This is a genomic window from Ruminococcus sp. MSJ-25, assembly GCF_018917825.1.
GTDB classification, from domain to species: Bacteria; Bacillota; Clostridia; order Oscillospirales; family Ruminococcaceae; genus Hominimerdicola; species Hominimerdicola aceti.
The window spans coordinates 74,282-94,352 of sequence record NZ_JAHLPI010000014.1; the positions used below are offsets into that span (position 1 = coordinate 74,282).

A 20,071-nucleotide genomic window follows, 5' to 3' on the forward strand; every position below is an offset into this window, starting at 1 on the left:
TATTATCATAAAAGCACCAGCAAAGAGCGTAGCGATTTTGCGGCATGGCAAACCATAGTGCCAAAATGTAGGGGACGGCGCCCTCGACGTCCCGCTATCCCTCGCCTGCGGAATTATTGGCAAACGTCACAATAATGTATCCCGAATAATTCGGCATCAGGGGTGTGATAATCACAGCGTTGCCCCTCCATTTAGCAACCAAAAAAATCCCAATATCGAAGATATGACAGTTATGGTGTTATCTCTCCGAGCGGGACGTCGAGGGCGCCGTCCCCTACACATTATTTGAGCAAATTCCGAATATACATATTTCGGTGATGAACTTGTTTAAGCTAAAAATCAAAAATACGACTTATGGAATTTCATTCAGCTTTTTCTTTGTTATAGCCCTCGTGACGATATGCTCTGCGACCCAAACGGAAAAATTGCTCATGACCCTTATGAGCTGCGCACTCCACGAACTGGGTCACCTCGTACTCATGACCGCTTTCGGAAGCTCACCGCAAGAAATTGTTGTCTATGGAGGCGGTATCCGCATTTCCCCTGATAATAAACAGCTGTCTAAATACCACGAGCTTGCTGTGCTTTTCGGTGGCGCAGCAGTAAATTTTGCCCTTTGCCTGCTGTCATATATGGCAAATGGTGGTGGCTTTTTCTGTCAGGTGAATTTTCTACTTGGTGTGCTGAACCTACTGCCCTTTCGCTATTTTGACGGTGGCAGGATACTCGCCTTGCTTGCCAATGGCAAGGTCTGCGAGTTTTTCAGAGCGGTATTTATTCTGCTCTCAGCGGCGGCTATGATACATATGATACTCCACGGCACCGTCAGCATATCATTTGCCGCAACTTTCTGCTTTATCGTCCTCTCCGAAGTCATATATTAACACTTTGCTTATTGCTTTTGTAATAAATATTTGGTATAATCAAAATGTATTGGCATTTGCACTTTTACTGTAGGGGCGAACAGTGTTCGCCCATTTAGTGCTTGAATGCTTGTTATGTACATTCAATATCGGAGGATAAAACTTTGGAAGAACTGAAAAAGAAAATAGAAAAGCTGCTGCTTAAAGTTCAGCGTCCGTCAAGGTATATAGGCGGCGAGGTGGGCAGCGTTGTAAAGGATAAGGATAAGGTGGACGTGCGGTTCGCTTTCTGTTTTCCTGATACTTATGAGGTGGGTATGTCACACCTTGGCATGAAGATACTTTATGGTCTGAAAAATGCCCGTGAAAATTGGTGGTGTGAGCGTGTCTTTATGCCTGAAGAGGACTACAACAAACTCATGCGTGAGAACGATATCCCTCTTTACGCTCTGGAGAGCCTTGACCCTATAAAGGATTTTGACTTCATCGGCTTTACGCTCATGTATGAGCTTTCTTATAATAATGTGCTTGAAATGCTCGACCTTGCAGGCGTGCCTGTGCTTGCTAAGGACAGAACTGAGCTTACGCCCCTTGTTATCGCAGGCGGTCCGTGTGCCTGCAACCCTGAGCCTATGGCTGACTTTTTCGACCTGTTCATTCTTGGCGAGGGTGAGGAAGTCAATGTGGAGCTTCTTGAACTTTACGAGAGAATGAAACCTTTGAAGCCTACAAAGCAGGAGTTTCTAAGAGAAGCCGCAAAGCTGGAGGGTGTTTATGTTCCGTCTTTCTATGACGTGGATTACAACGAGGACGGTACTGTGAAGTCTATCACGCCAAACGTCCCTGAAGCACCTGCCAGGGTCAAAAAGCGTGTTATCAAGGACTTTGACAAGGTATATTACCCAGAGGGCTTTGTTGTGCCGTTCACTCAGATAGTCCATGACAGAGCGGTGGTTGAGGTACTGAGAGGGTGCATAAGAGGCTGTCGATTCTGTCAGGCAGGCTTTATCTACCGCCCGTTCAGAGAGAAAAGTATCGACACCATAAAGAACGAAACAAAGTCCCTTTGCGAGCAGACAGGCTATGAGGAAGTTTCTCTTTCGTCACTGTCAACAAGCGATTACACTGAGATAAACAAGCTTTTGGAAAATCTTGTGGAATACACTGACGCAGAGCAGATAAACCTTTCGTTGCCGTCGCTGAGAATAGACAATTTCAGTGAAGAGCTTCTGGAAAAAATAAAGTCCGTAAGAAAAAGCGGTCTGACCTTTGCACCTGAAGCAGGCACTCAGCGTCTGCGTGACGTCATAAACAAAAACATAACCGAAGAGGAGATAATGCGTACCTGTCGCACTGCCTTTGAGGGCGGATACAGCACTGTAAAGCTTTATTTCATGCTTGGTCTGCCGGAGGAAACGCTGGAGGACGTTGAGGGTATCGCAAAGCTTGCGCAGAAAGTCCTTGACCTTTATTACGAAACACCAAAAGAAAAGCGCGGCAAGAGCGTACAGATTTCAGTTTCTACTGCAACGTTCGTACCAAAGCCTTTTACTCCGTTCGAGTTCGAGCCGCAGGCAACGCCCGAGGAGATAAAAGAGAAACAGGAACACCTTTTCAAGAGCCTTACAAGCCGTAAGATACGCCTTAGCACTCACCAATCTTATACATCTATATTGGAAGCAGTTCTTGCAAGGGGTGACAGACGTCTTGGTAAGGCGATATACACCGCATGGAAAAAGGGTTGCTATCTTGACGGCTGGGACGAGCATTTCAAGGCTGACAAGTGGCAGGAAGCATTCGAGGAGTGCGGGCTTGATACAAGCTTCTATGCTCACCGCAGACGTTCTTATGACGAGATAGCGCCGTGGTCGCACCTTGATTATCTTGTGAGCCACGAGTTTTTCGTTCGTGAGAACAAGAAAGCACATCAGGCAGTGACTACACGAAACTGCAAAGAGGGCTGTTCAGGCTGTGGCATAAAATGCGAATACGGAGGTGTTTACTGTGGCAAACGCTGAGCCGAAGAATGTAAATCTCCGCTTGGAGAGATTTGAATACAGAGCGGTATTTTCAAAAACAGGCAGAGCGAAATACATTTCTCATCTTGACCTTATGAGAGCCTTTCAGCGAGTGTTCAAAAGGGCGCACCTGCCAATATGGCACACTCAGGGTTTCAATCCTCATGTGTATATAATGTTCCCACTGGCGTTGCCCCTCGGCACTGACAGCAGGGTAGAGATAATGGACTTTGCTCTCACTGAGGATATCCCATACAACGAGGTTTTGGAGCGAATGAACGCTCAGACGCCTGTTGGTCTTGAGATAGTGAGCGTGTCAAAGCCTGAGCATAAGCATACCGACATTACAGCGGCGGAGTATGTGGCAAGGCTGAAAACAGATAAGAGCGTACATGAAGTGGCGGAGCTTTTCAGCAAGTTCATAGCACTTGACAAGATAGAGATAGAAAAGCGAACCAAGAAAAAGACTATCAATCTTGTGGATATAAAGCCGCATATCACAGTGCTTGACAGCAAAGAGCTAGAGGACAGCTTTGAGGTGACATTAAAGCTGCCCTGCGGAAGCTCCTTCAATCTTAATGTGAACGTAGTCATAGACACGTTCTGTGAGCGTTATGGTATAGAAATATCGGAAATTTATACAGAACGTACAAAAATACTCATGGCAAACGGCGAAAATTTTATATAAATATCCTTGCAAAAGGTTTTGAGATATGGTATAATATTAAAGCATTTGAATTACCGTCGGTTCTTCCGACGAGAGTTAATGCCACGCCTTTGAACGAAAGGCACGACATTAAAGCGGGCAGTCCTCTGGCTTTGCAGCGATAGCTGCCATAAAGCGAATGAATGTCTGAAAATATTAAGGAGGAATTTAAAGTGGACGCTTTAAAGCAGATTTCTAATTCAAGCCTTAAATCCGAGGCACCTGTTATCAACGTTGGTGATACAGTAAAGGTACACGTAAGAATTACAGAGGGTGACAAGTCCAGAATCCAGGTATTCGAGGGCACAGTTATCGCTAAGAAGCACGGTGGAATCCACGAGACATTCACAGTTCGTAGAGTAGCTCACGGCTGTGGAATCGAGAGAGTTTTCCCTGTTCATTCACCTGTAGTTGAAAAGGTAGAGGTTGTACGCAGCGGTAAGGTTCGCCGTGCTAAGCTCTATTATCTCCGTGACAGAGTTGGTAAGGCAGCTAAGGTCAAGGAAGCTATCAGATAATTCTTTCTATAAAAACGAGTCGGCTTTGGTCGGCTCTTTTTTTTATATCCACGACTGAGTTGTTCGCACGATATACGGTAGGGGCGAACAGCGTTCGCCTGCATATATCGCCCGACAATTTTATGATATTCGTACATTCGTTATATTTTCACAAAACATGTAGGGCGTCGTCCCCTACAGTTCTGAATTTGTACAAGTTCTGAGCATGGGCGAACACTGTTCGCCCCTACAGATTATTTGGGATAGTTTGTCTTGCCGCAAAATCACATGACATTTCACCGTCACATTGCACAAAATATTAGCACTTGATTTGTGCAAACAAATGATTTATATTTTAATTTGGCAACATTTCTGCAATTGTTGCATTTTTTATGCAACAAAAAAGGTCTTTTTCGGGATAAGTAGAGGGGGATAATTGCCCTCGATCCACAGAGAAAGGACGATAAAAATGGCAAAGAATTTTCACACAGACAACAAAGCGTTCATGCTTTACAAAGACTGGGAGGACATTTTTCAGGCGCTTGACAGCAGGGAAGAGATAGGCGAGCTTGTCATGGCGCTGTTTGCTTATGCAAAGAGGGGAGAAACTCCAAAGCTTTCAGGAGGAACAAAGATAGCGTTTCTTATGATGAGGGCCGCTATCGAGCGTGACGGCATTGCATGGGAAGAGACGTGTGCTCAAAGGAGCGAGTGCGGTAAAAAGGGCGGCAGACCTAAAAAGTCTGATGAGTCAGGGAATACTGATGAAAAAGCTGAGCAGACAGCTGCATCAGCAGATAATGCAGAAGAAAAACCTCAGGGTATAAATGATACCGCAGAAAAACCAAAAGCTTTTTCACAAACCAAAAGGTTTTCAGAAAAAGCAAAAAAAGCTGATAAAGATATAGATATAGATAAAGACAAAGATACAGATATAGATATAGACAAAGACAAAGATATAGATAAAGCTATAGATAAAGAGAAAAAGAAAGACGCAGGGACAGCGAAGTCTGTCGTCAGGTCTTTCGGCACACACAAAAATATAATGCTCACATCAGAGCAGTATAACGAGCTTGAAAGCAGGTGTCGGTCTGTCGGTCTGTCTTTAGAGAGCTATATATCTAAATTATCTCAATGGCTGTTTACCAAGGGCAGGCACTGCACAGACCCATACCGCATAATCTCAGGCTGGCTTGACAATGATTCAAAGAGAAAGACTGCGGCAAAGCCCAAGAACAAACAAGGCTGCGATCTGTCGTGGTATGACGATTTTGCCATGAATGTTGATCTGTCAAAGTTCCTGTAGGGGGTGTTTTGCTGTACTTGCCATATCTGCACGATGTATGTGTAGGGGCGAACGCTGTTCGCCTGTCGAAGTAGCAAACCCTGATTATTACATTGTTCGGTAGATGTAATAACTATCCCACCGCATCTACAATTCAGAATTATGGCAAATTCTGAGCACGGGCGAACACTGTTCGCCCCTACAGATGTTGCCGATAGTTTCTTCTGCCGCAAAATCGCTACGCTCGGTGCTTGTGCACAACTCTGTTCAGCTATGCTCATTCCCCATTCCTCATTCCCCATTCCTCATTCCTCATTCCTCACTTAAACCCTCCGCTCCCCCTATCTCAAAGAAATTTTCCTTACCCCCTTGTAATTTGTTTTGAAATTTGATATAATAAATCTATATGAGTATTTGACGGCTTTTGCCGCCTTTGGATAAAGGATCGAGGCTTTTATGGACGATAATAAAAAATTCGGCGATGTTTCTCAGGAGGATATTGACAAGGCTAAAAAAGCCGCCCCTGACGACCTAAAGGAAAAACAGCCCGTGAATGTTATGGACGAGGTCTTTGAATGGGCTGAATCTTTCGTGTTCGCTATGTTTATGGTGATCCTGATTTTTACTTTTTTCTTCAGGATAGTTCTTGTTCAGGGTCCTTCTATGCGTGAGACCTTGCAGGATCAGGACAGACTTATAATCACTCACATAAATTATACACCGCAAAAGGGCGATATCGTTGTTATCAACAGCGAAAAGCTTGGCAAAACTATAATCAAGCGTGTTATCGGCACAGGTGGGGATAAGGTTGTCGTTGATTATAATAACAATACTGTTACAGTAAACGGTAAGGTCATTTCAAATGACAATATCAGGGAAGCTATGTATAACACTAATCTCTTTGATGAGGAATATGAAGTGGAAGAAAATGTTTTTGAGTACGACGTGCCTGAGGGCAAGCTGTTCGTCATGGGCGATAACAGAAATAATTCCACAGACAGCAGAAGGATAGGCTTTATCGACCCATCTGACGTGCTTGGTAAGGCAGTTTTAAGGCTTTATCCATTTGACAGCTTTGGTAAGGTAAGTTGAAAAAGCAGGGTAAAAGAGCTGTCGATAATCTGTTCGACTTTCTTGAGATAATAGTCATGGCAATGTTTGTGGTCGTGCTTGTTTTTACTTTTGTGTTTAGAACAGTGAATGTACAAGGACAGTCAATGCAGGACACTCTTTTTGAAAATGATTCTCTTGTTATATCAAAACTGCTTTATACGCCAAAGCAGGGGGATATAGTTGTTGTCAACTCGTCTGTTCTTGACAATAGGATAATCAAGCGTATCATTGCCGTAGAAGGGCAAAAGGTCGAGATAGACAACAAGTCGGCTGTAGTCAAGGTCAACGGAGCGGTGCTTGATGAGAGCTATATTAAGTGCGACGGCAGCTTTGATGACGAGTATTTTGATGAAAGATACTATAATAAAGAAAGTGAAGTTTATGAATATGAAGTGCCTGAGGGATGTTGCTTTGTAATGGGCGACAACCGAAATCATTCCACAGACAGCCGTGTAATAGGATATGTGCCTTATGACGAGATAGTCGGCAGAGTGCTGTTTCGATTTGCGGCAGGCAATGATGAGGGCGTTGGTAAGGTAGATTGAGTTAGAGTAAGGAGGAAGATATGAGCGAAGTATCTCACGTTCAGTGGTTTCCTGGACATATGGCAAAAACGCGCCGCATAATGGCGTCAAATCTGAAGCTTGTGGACGCAGTGGTGGAAATAACTGACGCTCGTATCCCGTTTTCAAGCAGAAACCCTGAAATGAAGCGTATCGTAGGCTCAAAGCCAAGGCTTGTGCTTCTCAACAAGGCTGATTCAGCCGACCCTGAGGTAACGGCAATGTGGCTGGACTATTATGCAAAACAGGGAATAACTGCACTTGCTACAGATTGTAGGAGTGGCAAAAACGTAAGCAAGTTTTATGGAAAGCTCAAAGAGCTTTTAAAGGACGATATTGAGAAATGGAATGCCAAGGGTATGTCTGGCAGACCTATAAGAATAATGATAGTCGGTATACCAAACGTTGGCAAGTCGTCATTTATCAACAGACTTGCAGGGTCAAGGCTTGCAAAAGTTGAGGACAGACCCGGTGTTACAAGAGGTAAACAGTGGGTGAAGCTTGACGAGGGCTTTGAACTTTTGGATATGCCCGGTGTGCTGTGGCCAAAGTTTGAGGATAAGCTTGTTGGCGAAAGGCTCGCATTTACAGGTGCGGTCAAGGACGATATTATGGATATGGAATATCTTGCCTGTCGTCTGCTTGAGTTTTTGAAAGAGAACTATCCTGAGCTTATCGAGAAACGTTATGGCATCAGAACAGATGATATAGAGCCTGCTGACGAGGAAACTATCGGCTGTGTGGTAGGCTTTGAGCTTCTTGAAAGAATAGGCAGAAAGCGTGGCTTTTTAGTTTCTGGCGGAGAGATAAATACCGAAAGGGCAGCCATTACGGTTATGGACGAGTTCAGAAACGGTACTCTCGGCAGACTTACTCTTGAAAAGCCAAAGGGGTATTGATATGACGCTCAGCGAGTTTGACAACGAGATAAGAAAAGATCATAACGTGGTGTGCGGCTGCGATGAAGCTGGCAGAGGTCCTCTTGCAGGAGATGTGTTTGCAGCGGCTGTGATATTTGATAAGGACACAGTTATAGAGGGGATAAACGACAGCAAAAAGCTTACAGCGAAAAAGCGTGAGGAGCTTTTTGATGAGATAATGGAAAAAGCAGTTGACTTTTCTATACAGACCGCAACAGTGGAAGAGATAGAGGATATAAATATACTTAACGCCGCAATGCTTGCAATGAAAAGAGCGGTGGAGGATATGGATACAAAGCCTGACGTCTGCCTTATTGACGGGAACAAGACCCCTGAGGGTCTTGAATGTCCAGCCATAGCGGTGGTAAAGGGAGATGCCAAAAGTCAGGCAGTGGCGGCGGCTTCAATTCTTGCAAAGGTCGCAAGGGACAGGTATATGGAGCAAATGGCTGAACAATATCCTGAGTATCGGTTTGAGAAGCATAAGGGCTATGGCACAAAGCTCCACTATGAGATGATAGACCAGTATGGACCATGCGGAATACATAGAATGAGTTTTCTCAAAAAGTATTATGCAAAGAAAAATGGGCATTGACCATACCCAGCGCCGAAAGGCTGGCAATATCGGGGAGGACGCAGTTTGCGGCTTTCTTGTAAGACACGGGTATGAGATAATAAAGAGGAATTTTACTGTCAGAGGCGGTGAAATAGATATAATCGCAGAGAAAGCGGATATCATAGCTTTTGTTGAGGTGAAAACAAGAACCATAGGCTCTATGACCTCGGCGGAGGAAGCTGTTGACCTTAGAAAACAGCGGATCATCATCAGAACTGCGCAGGCTTATTTGCAAAATGTTGCACAGCCTTTGCAATGCAGATTTGACGTTGCGGTAGTTGAAACTGAGGGCGGTAAGGTAAAAAAGCTGAGATATTATGTGAACGCTTTCGACGCAAGCATGAAGTAAAGACCGTATGGTCTGTAAATAGCCGACACCTGTCGGACATCTAAAACAAGAAGGGTTGTTGTTTATGTTTTACAAAAGTACAAGAAACAGCGAAGTAAAGGTTTCGTCTGCACAGGCGATAGCACAGGGCATTTCTGAGGACGGCGGTCTTTTCGTTCCGTCTGAGATACCTGCCATAACACTTGATGATATCAAGGCTCTTGGCGAAAAAAGCTACGCTGAGAGAGCATTTTTCGTTTTCTCAAAGTACCTCACAGATTTCACAGAGGCTGAGATACGCTACTGTGTAGAGGGTGCTTACAACACAAAGAATTTCGACACAGACAATATTGCAGAGCTTGCTCACCTTTTTGACGGCACTTATATGCTCGAATTGTGGCATGGTCCAACTTGTGCATTTAAGGATATGGCTCTCCAGATACTTCCATATCTGCTCACAACTTCTATCAAGAAGCTTGGCGTTGACAAGAAGGTAGTTATCCTCGTTGCTACATCAGGCGACACAGGTAAGGCTGCTCTCGAGGGCTTCAAGGACGTTGAGGGTACAGAGATACTCGTGTTCTATCCTGAGGACGGCGTTTCAGCTATGCAGAAAAAGCAGATGACAACTCAGGAGGGCGGCAACGTCGGCGTTTGCGCAATCAAGGGCAACTTTGACGACGCTCAGACAGGTGTTAAGACTATCTTCACAAGCAAGGAAACTGCCGACAAGCTTGCTGAGAACGGCATGATGTTCTCCTCTGCAAATTCTATCAACTGGGGCAGACTTGCACCGCAGATAATCTACTATGTATCTACATACGCTCAGCTTGTTGCTGACGGCGAGATCGAGCTTGGCGACAAGATAAATATTGTTGTTCCAACAGGCAACTTCGGCAATATCCTCGCAGGCTACTATGCAAAGCATATGGGCGTTCCTGTTAATAAGCTTATCTGCGCTTCAAACGCAAATAACGTCCTCACAGACTTTATAAAGACAGGTATTTATGACAGAAATCGTCCGTTCCATACAACTATCTCACCTTCTATGGATATCCTTATTTCCTCTAACCTTGAAAGACTTCTCTATCACCTTAGTGGTTCTGACGACGCTCAGATAAGAGAGTGGTTCGGCAGCCTTTCCAAGACTGGCAGATATGAGGTAACAGACGAAGTGAAGAAGGCTATCGCTGACGAGTTCTATGCAGGCTGCTGCGACGATGAGCAGACAAAGGCTTGCATCAAGGAGATCTATGACGAGTATTCATACACCTGCGACACTCACACAGCCGTTGCAGTGAAGGTGTACAAGGACTATGCGGCTGCTACAGGCGACAAGACAAAGACTGTTATCGCTTCAACAGCAAGCCCATATAAGTTCTCAGGTTCAGTTCTTGCAGCTATCGGTAAGGATACAAACGCTGACGAGTTCGGTCTTGTTGACGAGCTTGCCGAGGTTTCAAAGATACCTGTTCCTGCTTCACTTGCTGCGCTTAAAGATAAGGAAGTAAGATTCACAAAGGTGATCGACAAGGCTGATATGAAGGACTACATCTACTCAGCTCTGGGTATTTGATATGTACCCGTCCGACTATTGTCGGGCGGAGGTCAGCGCACAGCGTATGTCCACTGACCATGGCGAGGGGAATTAGCCTCTTGCCTTGAATGTCTTGCACTCTGTTTCGTCACAGCAGTTAGGGTCGGTGCAGGTACAGCCTACGTTGATCTTGCCTGCGGTACATTCGCAGTTGTTGCTGTTGTAAACGCATTTGTCTACGTTGCAGTGGATACCGTAAATTCTATCCTTCTCCATTTGTACATCGCTCCTTCCGCAGCTTTTTGCTGCAAAAGTAGTATGTGCATGAGTGGTCGGGATAATACATGAAGTTTCTGGAATGGAGGAAAAACCGTGAGCCTATTTGCCATTGCCGACTTGCATTTGTCGCTGGGTACAGATAAACCAATGGATATATTCGGTGGCTGGTCTGACTATGTGACAAAGCTTGAAACAAACTGGCAGAACAAAGTTCGTCCTGAGGACACTGTGGTGATACCCGGCGATATCTCGTGGGGAATGAATTTTGAGCAGTCGAAAAAAGACTTCGAGTTCATAAATAAGCTAAACGGCAGAAAAATAATATCCAAGGGCAATCACGATTATTGGTGGAACACCAAGAACAAAATGGATAAATTTTTTACAGAAAACGGTTTTGATACCATAAATATCCTACATAATAATCATTACAGCTATGACGGCTTCGGCATATGCGGAACGAGAGGTTGGATAAGCGATAACGGCGAACCTGCGGATCAGAAGGTTCTGGCAAGGGAAGCAGGCAGACTTGCACTCTCTATCGAGTCTGCGCAAAAGGCAGGCTTAGAGCCTGTGGTGTTTTTGCATTATCCACCGCTTTTCGGCAATAGCTGCAATTATGATATGCTTGAAGTGCTTCATAAATACGGCATAAAAAAGTGTTTTTACGGACACCTTCACGGAAGAGCCCACGCTTATGCAATAAACGGCACTCGTGACGGAGTGGAATATCGGCTTATAGCTAGTGATTTCTTGCATTTTGACCCATTGGACATAACGAAAATTGTGCAAAGTGACAATTTATAAAAAAATGCTGGAAATGACAATATATTTGTGCTATAATGTATAAGATACATTTATATAATGGAGGAATAATAAATGAGTTTAAAAGCTACAAACAATGTTGAAACCAATAAGTACGAGCTTGAGATCGAGATCTCTGCTGAGGATTTTGAGGCTGCAATAGAGAAAGCTTATCTTAAAGCAAGAAAGAATATCGCTATGCCTGGCTTCCGTAAGGGTAAGGCTCCTAGAAAGCTTATCGAAAAGGAATACGGCGAGCAGGTATTTTTTGAGGACGCTGTAAATCTTCTGTACGCTCCTGTTGTAAACGGCGCAGTTGAAGAGTCCGGTCTGGAACTCGTTACTCGCCCAGAGGTAGAGGTAACTGAGATCAGCAAGGAAAACGGTGTAAAGCTCAAGGCAACTTGCATCACAAAGCCTGAGGTTGAAGTTAAGGACTATAAGGGTATAGAAGTTGAAAAAGTTGTCAATCCTGTAACTGATGAGGATATCAACAAGCAGCTTGACGCTCTCAGAGAGAAGAACGTTACTGTTGAAACAGTTGACGACAGAGCTGCTGAGAACGGTGACGACGTTGTTATCGACTTCGAGGGCTTCAAGGACGATGTTGCTTTCGAGGGCGGTAAGGCAGAAGATTTCACACTGTCACTTGGAAGCGGTCAGTTCATTCCTGGCTTTGAGGATCAGATCGTTGGTCACAATGCCGGTGAGGAGTTCGACATCAACGTAACATTCCCTGAGGAGTATCAGGTAAAGGAACTTGCAGGCGCACCTGCTGTATTCAAGATCAAGCTCAAGAGCATATCAAAGAAGGTTATGCCTGAGCTGGACGACGATATGGTAAAGGATTCAACAGAGTTCGATACAGTTGACGAATACAAGGCTGACGTTAAGAAGAAGCTTGAGGAAGCTAACGAGAAGCACGCTGATTCTGAGGTAGAGGCTAAGATATTCGATAAGGTCATCGAGAACATGACAGCTGAGATCCCACAGGTTATGTTTGACAACAGAGTAAACGAGATGATCAGCGAGCTGGAGCAGAGACTTGCACCACAGGGCATCTCACTTGATCTCTATATGCAGTATACAGGTCAGACTATGGACACTGTAAAGAAGGCATATGCTGAGCAGGCTGAGAAGCAGGTCAAGCTCAGACTTGCACTTGAGAAGATCGCAAAGCTTGAGAATATCGAGGTAACTGAGGACGAGCTTAAGGCTGAGTTCGATAAGCTTGCTGAGGCTTACAAGCTTGACGTTGACCAGATCAAGCAGTTTATCCATGATGACGACCTTAAGAAGGATATTGCAGTTGGCAAGGCTGTTGACCTTATCAAGGACGCAGCAGTTATAAAGTAAGATAATTTATGCTTTCGCCCGCATGACCTTATGCGGGCGAAAATAGATTAAGGAGGCAATTTTATGGCATTGGTACCTTATGTAGTGGAACAGACAAGCAGAGGCGAGAGAAGCTATGACATTTATTCCCGCCTGCTCAATGACAGAATAATCATGCTCTGCGACCAGATAGACGACGCAGTGGCAAGCGTAGTAGTGGCACAGTTGCTTTATCTTGAGGGACAGGATCCTGAAAAGGATATCGACCTTTATATAAACAGCCCCGGAGGAGTTATCACAGCCGGCATGGCTATCTATGATACTATCCAGTATATCAAGTGTGACGTGTCAACTATATGCATGGGTATGGCTGCTTCAATGGGTTCATTCCTGCTTTCAAGCGGCACAAAGGGCAAGAGATTTGCTCTGCCAAACAGTGAGATACTCATTCATCAGCCTCTTATCGCAGGCGGCGGAATTTCTGGTCAGTGTACAGATATCAAGATACATTCTGACCACATGGTAAAGACCAGAGAGAAGCTCAACAGGATACTTGCCCAGAACACAGGCAAGCCTATCGAGCAGATCAACATCGACACTGAGCGTGACAATTATATGACAGCTCAGGAGGCTCTTGAATACGGTCTTATCGACAAGGTAATAACTAACAGATAGGTTCGGTGAAATAAATGGCTAATGATACAATAAGAAAATGCTCGTTCTGCGGCAAGCCTGAGGACAAGGTTAGAACACTTTTTTCAGCAGGCACGAGCCACATTTGTGACGAGTGTGTACTTTATTGCTATAATGTTCTGGCTGAGCAGGAGGGACTTCCTAAAACGAAGCAGCGCGGCAAGGGTAAAAATGCGGCCGACAGCGGCATAACCCTTAAAAAGCCTGCGGAGATAAAGGCAGTTCTTGACGAGTATGTTATCGGGCAGGAGGAAGCAAAGATAGCGCTTTCTGTTGCGGTATACAATCATTACAAGAGAATTTTGTCACTTAATGACGATGATGACGTAGAGATACAGAAAAGTAACGTTTTGCTTCTTGGACCAACAGGAACAGGAAAGACTTTGCTTGCACAGACTTTGGCAAGGCTTCTGAACGTGCCTTTTGCTATTGCTGACGCTACTACGCTCACAGAGGCAGGCTATGTAGGCGATGATGTTGAAAACGTGCTTACAAGGCTTATTCAGGCGGCAGATTATAATGTTGAGGCGGCTCAGAACGGTATTATTTATATCGACGAGATAGATAAGATATCAAGAAAGTCGGAGAACGTTTCTATCACAAGAGATGTAAGCGGTGAGGGCGTACAGCAGGCACTTCTTAAAATAGTAGAGGGCTGTGTGTCCAATGTGCCTCCACAGGGTGGCAGAAAGCACCCGCATCAGGAATTCATACAGATAGACACCAAAAACATTCTGTTTATCTGTGGCGGAGCTTTTGAGGGACTTGACAGTGTTATCAAGAAGCGTACAGAGTCATCATCACTTGGTTTTGGCGGAAAGGTCAAGAGCAAGGAGGACGATAACAATGTGATGAAGAGGGTAGTACCGCACGATCTTGTGAAGTTCGGCATCGTACCTGAGCTTGTGGGCAGACTTCCTGTTATCACGGTTCTTGACGAGCTTGACGAGGACGCACTTTGCAGGATCTTGACAGAGCCAAAGAACTCGCTTATCAAGCAGTACACGAAGCTTTTCAAGCTTGACAACATCGATTTTGAGATCACAGAGGACGCAAAGCGAGAGATAGCCAAGAGGACTATTGAAGAAAAGACAGGAGCAAGAGGACTTAGGGCGATAGTTGAGAAGATACTCACAAAGCTCATGTTTGAAGCACCATCTGATGATGAGATAGTTGGCATAAAGATAACGGCTGAATGTGTTCGTGGCGAAGCAGAGCCTGAGATAACTCGTGCGGTAAGCTCGGCCAGAAAGAAAAAATAGTACAAATCTTTGTACAGTTAAATGAGAGGTGGAGTATTCTGCCTCTTTTTTTGTTGCATATCTGCGTTATCCGCACATTATTTATTTGTTTAACAAACCATGTAGGGGCTGGCGCCCTCGACAGCCCGCTTTTTGGACGTTACATCTTGTAATTTATTGCACAAACTTTGAGAAAACGCACAATTTGTGGTAGGGACGAGCATTGTTCACCCGTTTCGGTCGCTTGCATAAATTTGTCACAATCAAAAAAATTCGACACTTCGATATCGGGACGTCTACATTTTGTTGTTTACGATACGAGGTCATGAAGCTAATGGGCGACACTCCCCACTTTGACCGCATTTTCCCTTGAATTATGCGGAAATATGTGCTATACTAAAGAAAATACACTATAGGGGGTATCCATATGAATGAACTTATCCAACAGTTTATTACTGATGAAGTCACTGCTCTCACTTACTCCGACCTTTGGAACTTCGTCAACTCCAACTCCATTTGCCGTGGTACTTTCGAGGGCAATAATCACATGATCATGAAAATCTCCTCTAATCAATTTATTATTTATCGCATTTGCCTTGGTATGGAAAACACCAAATATCAGGAAGCTGTTCTTGTTGCAAAAACCTACCTGCTTAAAAAGATAAATAGCATGGCTTATCAGCTTCATTTAGAGGATATTCAGAACATTTTAGACTAATTGCTTTTAAGGAGATCATAAAATGAGTGTGCCTTTGGCTGAACGAATTAGACCCAAAACCCTTGATGATATTGTGGGACAGACCCACCTGTTAGGCGAAAATAAACCTCTCAGACGTATTATCGAAAGCGGTAAAATACCGAATATGATTTTTTACGGCCCGTCAGGTGTCGGCAAAACTACGGTCGCAAGAATGATAGCAAATAATGCTAATATGACTATGCATAAGCTTAACGGCACAAGTGCTTCTATTGCTGATATCAAGCAGATAGTTGCTGAAACTGAGACACTCAGCGGAATTAATGGTATCTTGCTTTATCTTGACGAGATACAGTATCTTAACAAAAAACAACAGCAATCGCTTCTTGAATACATTGAAAACGGCAAGATAACTCTTATCGCTTCTACCACTGAAAATCCGTATTTTTATGTGTACAATGCTATAATTAGCCGTTCAACTGTGTTTGAGTTCAAGCCGTTGACTTCGGAGGAGATCTTGCCTGCAATAAAGCGTGCTTTTCAGCTTATGGCTGATGAGTTGGGGCTGAAACTGCGTCTTGAAAATGGTGTGTTGGAGCATATCGCAAGGGGCTGTGGCGGTGATGTGAGAAAGTCAATAAATACAGTTGAGCTTTGCATACTTTCGGCAGATAATGACGGTGAAAAGCTCACCGTGAACCTTGATAATGTGAAGCTTCTTACTCAGCGCAGCAATATGCGTTATGACCGTGCAGGAGACGAGCATTATGATATCCTGTCGGCTTTGCAGAAGTCCATAAGAGGTTCTGACGAGAACGCCGCACTTCATTATGCCGCACGGCTTATGGAAGCTGGGGATATCATTTCTCTGTGCAGACGGTTGCTTGTTATCGCAAGCGAGGATATAGGACTTGCGTATCCTATGGCGGCGGTAGTGACGAAATCCTGCGTTGATTCGGCATTGCAGTTGGGACTGCCTGAAGCGAGGATACCATTGGCGGAAGCTGTGGTTCTTCTTGCCACTGCTCCAAAATCAAATTCCGCTGAATCAGCAATAGACGCAGCTTTAGCAGATGTGAGAAACGGTGATTTCGGAGATTATCCACGGCATTTGCAGAACAAGCATTTTGACGGCGAGGGCGCTGTTATCAAAGGACAGCATTATCTTTATCCCCATGATTATCCGAACCATTGGGTAAAACAGCAGTATCTGCCTGATAAGCTTGTGGGAAGAACTTATTATCAGTATGGTGAGAATAAGACAGAGCAAATGGCGAAAGCCTATTGGGAGAAGATAAAGAAGTGAGAAATGAAAAATCAGTGAAGAGTGAAGCGTTCTTGTGGCTGTAGATCGTATTCTACAAAAATAAATCGCCTTGGGCGATACCTTAATTCCTCACTCCTCACTCCTCATTCCTCACTATAAAAAATTTTCGTTGACATCAAAAGAAAAATACGTTATAATAAAAGAGAACGGAATGTCCGTAAAATTTTATGATGGGAGTAATTTCGATGAAAATAATGGATACTATCGGCTTTGTTGAAAATGTCGATAAAGAAGTCGGCGAAGCAATGGAAGCCGAGCTGGCAAGACAGAGAAGAAATCTTGAGCTTATCGCAAGCGAAAATATCGTTTCACCTGCCGTTATGGCTGCAATGGGTTCTGTGCTTACTAATAAGTATGCTGAGGGATATTCTGGCAAGAGATATTATGGCGGCTGTCAGTGCGTTGACGTTGTGGAGGATATAGCTGTTGAAAGGGCTTGCAAGCTCTTCGGTGCTAAGTATGCTAACGTTCAGCCACATTCCGGCGCTCAGGCTAACACTGCTGTTTATTTTGCTCTTCTTAAGCCGGGCGACACTGTTATGGGTATGAGCCTTGACGCTGGCGGACACCTTACACACGGCTCACCTGTAAACCTTTCAGGTAAGTATTTCAACTTCGTTCCTTACGGCGTAAATGACGAGGGTTATATCGACTACGAGGCTCTTTACAAGCAGGCTAACAAGTGCAGACCTAGACTTATTGTTGCAGGTGCAAGTGCTTATCCAAGAGCTATCAATTTTGAGAAGCTTTCTGAGATAGCAAAGGCTGTTGGTGCATACCTTATGGTAGATATGGCACATATTGCAGGACTTGTTGCCGCAGGCTGCCACCAGTCACCGGTACCATATGCTGACGTTGTTACAACAACAACACATAAGACCCTGAGAGGACCAAGAGGAGGACTTATACTCACAAACAACGAGTATATAGCTAAGAAGATAAATTCTGCTATTTTCCCAGGCACACAGGGCGGTCCTCTTATGCACGTTATCGCTGCAAAGGCAGTTTGCTTTGGCGAGGCTCTCAAGCCTGAGTTCAAGGCATACGGTGAGCAGATCGTAAAGAATGCACAGGCTCTTGCAAAGGGACTTCTTGACAGAGGCTTCAATCTCGTATCAGGCGGCACAGACAATCATCTTATGCTTGTTGACCTCAGACCTTTCCACATTACAGGTAAAGAGTTTGAGAAGAAACTTGACGAGGTTTATATCACTGTAAACAAAAATGCTATCCCTAACGACCCTGAGAAGCCATTTGTAACCAGCGGTGTAAGAGTTGGTACAGCGGCAGTTACCACAAGGGGACTTGTTGAGGAGGACATGGACGTTATTGCAGAGTGTATGTATCTCACAGCCACAGACTTTGACAATAAGGCTGACGAGATCAGAGAAAAGGTAAACGCTATCTGCAAGAAATATCCACTTTACGAATAATTGTACGGATCTGAATACTGTTGATACACAAAGGGAGCGGCTTTGGTCGCTCCCTTTTTCTCAATAATATATGAATAAATCTCTCTTTTGGTTGATTTTTAACAGAGATCGTGTTATAATAATCTTTTAGAGTATAATTAAAAGGTGGGATATACTTTGCCAATTAAAATACCAAATGACCTTCCTGCGTTCCAAACGTTGGAAAAGGAGAATATATTCGTTATTCCCGATGACAGAGCCGCTCATCAGGACATTCGTGCCTTGAAGATCGCTATTGTCAATCTCATGCCTGACAAAATTGCGACAGAAACGCAGCTTCTGCGTCTTTTGAGCAACACCCCTCTTCATGTTGATATCGACCTTATTCAGATGAGCAGTCATATGTCAAAAAACACCTCTTTGGAGCATATGCTCGCTTTCTACAAGAACTTTGACGAGGTGTGCGATAACCGATATGACGGTCTTATAATCACCGGTGCGCCTGTTGAGCAAATGGAGTATGAGGACGTTGATTACTGGGACGAGCTTTGCAGAGTTTTTGAATGGTCAAAGACCAATGTTTTCTCAACTATCCACATATGTTGGGGCGCTCAGGCTGGACTTTATTATCATTATGGCGTTCCCAAATATCCTTTGAAAGAGAAGATGTTTGGCAATTTCAAGCACCATATCGACTATCCCGAAAGCATTATTCTTAAAGGCTTTGGAGATGTTTTCCATTGTCCGCACTCACGCCATACCGAGGTGCGTCGTGCAGATATCGAAAAGGTGGACGATCTTATAGTGGTGGCAGTGTCAAACGAGGCTGGTGTGCATCTTGTTTCAGATAAGACGCAAAGACAGTTTTTCCTGTTCGGTCACTGGGAATATGATCGTGAGACCCTTGCAAAAGAGTATTTCAGAGATAAGGAAAAGGGGTTGCCTATACAGATACCATATAGCTATTTTCCTGACGATGATCCGCAAAACAAGCCTATTTTCAATTGGAGCTGTTCGGCTAATCTGCTTTATTCAAACTGGCTCAACTACTGCATTTATCAGAAAACGCCATATGATCTTAACGAACTTGAGCCACTGGGGGCTTCACAATGAAGAATGGCAGACATATAGCTGAGTTTTACGGCGTTGGAGTAATGCTCGCAATAGTGGGCGGCTATCTTGACGCTTATACCTACATCAGCCGTGACCACGTTTTTGCAAATGCACAGACAGGTAACATGGTGTTGTTGGCTATCAATATCAAAGAGGGAAGCTGGCTGAAGGTCTTTCTTTATCTCATGCCTATACTGTCCTTTATGCTTGGCGTGCTGATAGTGGAAGCTGTGAAGCTGAAATTCAATGAACACCCTAGGATACATTGGCATAGGATCATAATCGGTGTGGAACTTGTGGTGCTGACTATCGTGGGATTTATCCCTGACGGTACGCTTAACACATTGGCGAATATCCTAGTTTCTTTTACCTGTGCAATGCAGGTGGAGGGTTTTAGGAAAATGGACGGAAAGCCTTTCGCTACCACAATGTGTACTGGCAATCTTAGAAGCGGTACGGATAACCTGTTTCAGTATTTGAAAACTAAGGATAAGCTAAAGCTTAGTAATGCAATGCAGTATTATGGCATAATCCTTTGCTTTATAGGTGGAGCGGCAGTGGGTGCATTTGTCACAGAATTGCTTGAAACTAAGGCGGTGTTTGTCGCTTTGACAGGACTTGTTGTTGCTCTCTGCATTTTAAGAAGCGACGACGATAAATTAGCAGAAGGTAAGTGACAATCACCCACAAGCTTCAGGACAGAAATATCTTACAAAAGCAAATATCA

The 20,071-nt window shown here is 44.2% G+C and carries 21 protein-coding genes; 20 read left to right on the plus strand and 1 reads right to left on the minus strand.

Annotated elements, in window-relative coordinates; translation table 11 throughout:
• The first annotated feature begins 323 nt into the window (after window positions 1–323).
• From KQH97_RS04465 to thrC, 11 genes are all read left to right on the plus strand, one after another.
• Window positions 324–884: a peptidase M50 gene (locus KQH97_RS04465; RefSeq protein WP_216552964.1), complete on the plus strand. Its 561-nt coding sequence runs from the start codon at window positions 324–326 to the stop codon at window positions 882–884.
• 143 nt (window positions 885–1,027) lie between these two features.
• Window positions 1,028–2,881, plus strand: coding sequence for a TIGR03960 family B12-binding radical SAM protein (locus KQH97_RS04470; RefSeq protein ID WP_216552966.1), 1,854 nt, complete (start codon window positions 1,028–1,030; stop codon window positions 2,879–2,881).
• Window positions 2,868–3,569, plus strand: a complete 702-nt coding sequence (locus tag KQH97_RS04475) for a TIGR03936 family radical SAM-associated protein (protein WP_216552969.1) — start codon at window positions 2,868–2,870, stop codon at window positions 3,567–3,569. Before KQH97_RS04470 ends, KQH97_RS04475 begins: the two co-directional genes overlap by 14 nt.
• A 191-nt stretch (window positions 3,570–3,760) precedes the next feature.
• Window positions 3,761–4,105 carry a 50S ribosomal protein L19 gene (rplS, locus tag KQH97_RS04480; protein ID WP_022286692.1) on the plus strand — a complete coding sequence of 115 codons (345 nt, stop codon included), beginning with the start codon at window positions 3,761–3,763 and terminating at the stop codon, window positions 4,103–4,105.
• A gap of 448 nt (window positions 4,106–4,553) precedes the next feature.
• Window positions 4,554–5,390 carry a DUF6291 domain-containing protein gene (locus KQH97_RS04485; protein WP_216552971.1) on the plus strand — a complete coding sequence of 279 codons (837 nt, stop codon included), beginning with the start codon at window positions 4,554–4,556 and terminating at the stop codon, window positions 5,388–5,390.
• A gap of 435 nt (window positions 5,391–5,825) precedes the next feature.
• Entirely contained in the window at window positions 5,826–6,461 is a 636-nt protein-coding gene (gene lepB / locus KQH97_RS04490; RefSeq protein ID WP_051706514.1) for a signal peptidase I, read from the plus strand.
• Window positions 6,458–7,027: a signal peptidase I gene (lepB, locus tag KQH97_RS04495; RefSeq protein ID WP_216552973.1), complete on the plus strand. Its 570-nt coding sequence runs from the start codon at window positions 6,458–6,460 to the stop codon at window positions 7,025–7,027. The genes lepB (KQH97_RS04490) and lepB (KQH97_RS04495) overlap by 4 nt, the downstream gene beginning before the upstream one ends.
• A gap of 20 nt (window positions 7,028–7,047) precedes the next feature.
• Window positions 7,048–7,944, plus strand: coding sequence for a ribosome biogenesis GTPase YlqF (gene ylqF, locus KQH97_RS04500; protein ID WP_022286696.1), 897 nt, complete (start codon window positions 7,048–7,050; stop codon window positions 7,942–7,944).
• 1 nt (window position 7,945) lies between these two features.
• Window positions 7,946–8,560, plus strand: a complete 615-nt coding sequence (locus KQH97_RS04505) for a ribonuclease HII (protein WP_117927414.1) — start codon at window positions 7,946–7,948, stop codon at window positions 8,558–8,560.
• A complete protein-coding gene (locus tag KQH97_RS04510; RefSeq protein ID WP_253286367.1) occupies window positions 8,538–8,930 on the plus strand; it encodes a YraN family protein in 393 nt (130 codons plus the stop codon). The genes KQH97_RS04505 and KQH97_RS04510 overlap by 23 nt, the downstream gene beginning before the upstream one ends.
• A 64-nt stretch (window positions 8,931–8,994) precedes the next feature.
• Window positions 8,995–10,485 carry a threonine synthase gene (thrC, locus tag KQH97_RS04515; protein ID WP_022286699.1) on the plus strand — a complete coding sequence of 497 codons (1,491 nt, stop codon included), beginning with the start codon at window positions 8,995–8,997 and terminating at the stop codon, window positions 10,483–10,485.
• A gap of 72 nt (window positions 10,486–10,557) precedes the next feature.
• Here thrC and KQH97_RS04520 read toward each other — a convergent pair whose 3' ends face one another.
• On the minus strand, window positions 10,558–10,722 hold the full coding sequence (locus tag KQH97_RS04520; protein WP_117856355.1) for a DUF1540 domain-containing protein: 165 nt from the start codon (window positions 10,720–10,722) through the stop codon (window positions 10,558–10,560).
• 96 nt (window positions 10,723–10,818) lie between these two features.
• Here KQH97_RS04520 and KQH97_RS04525 point away from each other — a divergent pair, with 96 nt between their 5' ends.
• From KQH97_RS04525 to KQH97_RS04565, 9 genes are all read left to right on the plus strand, one after another.
• A complete protein-coding gene (locus KQH97_RS04525) occupies window positions 10,819–11,529 on the plus strand; it encodes a metallophosphoesterase (protein ID WP_216552976.1) in 711 nt (236 codons plus the stop codon).
• Between the two features lie 72 nt (window positions 11,530–11,601).
• Complete coding sequence (gene tig, locus KQH97_RS04530; RefSeq protein WP_117856357.1) at window positions 11,602–12,882, plus strand: trigger factor; 1,281 nt, start codon at window positions 11,602–11,604, stop codon at window positions 12,880–12,882.
• A gap of 63 nt (window positions 12,883–12,945) precedes the next feature.
• The gene (gene clpP, locus KQH97_RS04535) at window positions 12,946–13,536 is read left to right on the plus strand and encodes an ATP-dependent Clp endopeptidase proteolytic subunit ClpP (protein WP_022286703.1); all 591 of its coding nucleotides are present in this window, start codon (window positions 12,946–12,948) and stop codon (window positions 13,534–13,536) included.
• Between the two features lie 14 nt (window positions 13,537–13,550).
• Window positions 13,551–14,816, plus strand: a complete 1,266-nt coding sequence (gene clpX, locus KQH97_RS04540) for an ATP-dependent Clp protease ATP-binding subunit ClpX (RefSeq protein ID WP_216552979.1) — start codon at window positions 13,551–13,553, stop codon at window positions 14,814–14,816.
• Between the two features lie 406 nt (window positions 14,817–15,222).
• The gene (locus KQH97_RS04545; RefSeq protein ID WP_117856359.1) at window positions 15,223–15,513 is read left to right on the plus strand and encodes a hypothetical protein; all 291 of its coding nucleotides are present in this window, start codon (window positions 15,223–15,225) and stop codon (window positions 15,511–15,513) included.
• A gap of 22 nt (window positions 15,514–15,535) precedes the next feature.
• A complete protein-coding gene (locus KQH97_RS04550) occupies window positions 15,536–16,798 on the plus strand; it encodes a replication-associated recombination protein A (protein ID WP_181982707.1) in 1,263 nt (420 codons plus the stop codon).
• Between the two features lie 206 nt (window positions 16,799–17,004).
• Entirely contained in the window at window positions 17,005–18,252 is a 1,248-nt protein-coding gene (gene glyA, locus KQH97_RS04555) for a serine hydroxymethyltransferase (protein ID WP_117905178.1), read from the plus strand.
• A gap of 156 nt (window positions 18,253–18,408) precedes the next feature.
• On the plus strand, window positions 18,409–19,344 hold the full coding sequence (gene metA / locus KQH97_RS04560) for a homoserine O-succinyltransferase (protein ID WP_216552981.1): 936 nt from the start codon (window positions 18,409–18,411) through the stop codon (window positions 19,342–19,344).
• Window positions 19,341–20,021, plus strand: a complete 681-nt coding sequence (locus tag KQH97_RS04565; RefSeq protein ID WP_216552983.1) for a YoaK family protein — start codon at window positions 19,341–19,343, stop codon at window positions 20,019–20,021. The genes metA and KQH97_RS04565 overlap by 4 nt, the downstream gene beginning before the upstream one ends.
• Window positions 20,022–20,071: the final 50 nt, after the last annotated feature.